Source organism: Vibrio sp. 1069 (assembly GCF_033340555.1).
This window is the reverse complement of record NZ_JAWOWP010000093.1, coordinates 1-1,146: the sequence shown is the minus strand read 5'-3', so window position 1 is coordinate 1,146 and position 1,146 is coordinate 1. Positions and strand designations below refer to the sequence as shown.

At 49.0% G+C, this 1,146-nt stretch carries 1 protein-coding gene; it reads left to right on the top strand.

The window, feature by feature from the left end; translation table 11 throughout:
• The coding region (locus tag R7040_RS24640) for a 3-hydroxyacyl-CoA dehydrogenase NAD-binding domain-containing protein (protein WP_318097297.1) at nucleotides 1–1,146 on the top strand (1,146 nt) is incomplete at both ends.

Here is a 1,146-nt window from a genome sequence, read left to right as displayed (position 1 = left end):
CGTCGTAAACAAAAAACCTCGCCACTGACACTCAGCAAGCTAGAGTCGATGATGAGCTTCACGATGGCAAAAGGCCTAGTGGCACAAAAAGCAGGTCCACACTACCCTGCGCCAATGACTGCAGTTATTACGATTGAAGAAGGCGCACGCTTTGCGCGTAACGAAGCACTCGACATTGAACGCAAATACTTCGTTAAACTCGCGAAATCAGAAGAAGCCAAAGCTCTGGTTGGTCTGTTCCTCAACGACCAATACATCAAAGGCATCGCGAAAAAAGCGGCGAAATCAGCAAGCAAAGACACTGAGCGAGCAGCGGTATTAGGTGCAGGCATCATGGGTGGTGGCATCGCTTACCAATCTGCGCTGAAAGGCGTGCCAGTATTGATGAAAGACATCGCCCAACCATCTCTCGATTTAGGCATGACCGAAGCGTCTAAACTGCTGAACAAACGCCTTGCTCAAGGTCGTATCGACGGCTTCAAGATGGCGGGAATTTTGGCATCAATTACCCCAAGCCTACATTACGCAGGCATCGAAAACTCAGATGTGATTGTTGAAGCCGTTGTCGAAAATCCAAAAGTAAAAGCAGCGGTACTGAGCGAAGTCGAATCGCACGTTGGTGAAGACACCGTCATTACATCAAACACATCGACGATTCCAATCAACCTATTGGCACAATCACTTAAACGCCCAGAAAACTTCTGTGGTATGCACTTCTTTAACCCTGTGCATCGCATGCCTTTGGTTGAAATCATCCGTGGTGAGAAAACTTCTGATGAAACCATCAACCGCGTAGTGGCTTACGCAGCGAAAATGGGCAAATCACCAATCGTCGTGAACGACTGTCCGGGATTCTTCGTCAACCGCGTATTATTCCCGTACTTTGGCGGTTTCAGCATGTTGCTTCGTGACGGTGCAGACTTCACTAAAGTCGACAAAGTCATGGAACGCAAATTTGGCTGGCCGATGGGCCCGGCGTACTTGCTTGATGTAGTCGGCATCGATACTGCGCACCACGCACAAGCGGTGATGGCAGAAGGTTTCCCTGAGCGAATGGGAAAACAAGGTCGTGACGCGATTGATGCTCTATTCGAAGCCAACAAATACGGTCAGAAGAATGGCAACGGTTTCTACAGCTACACCATT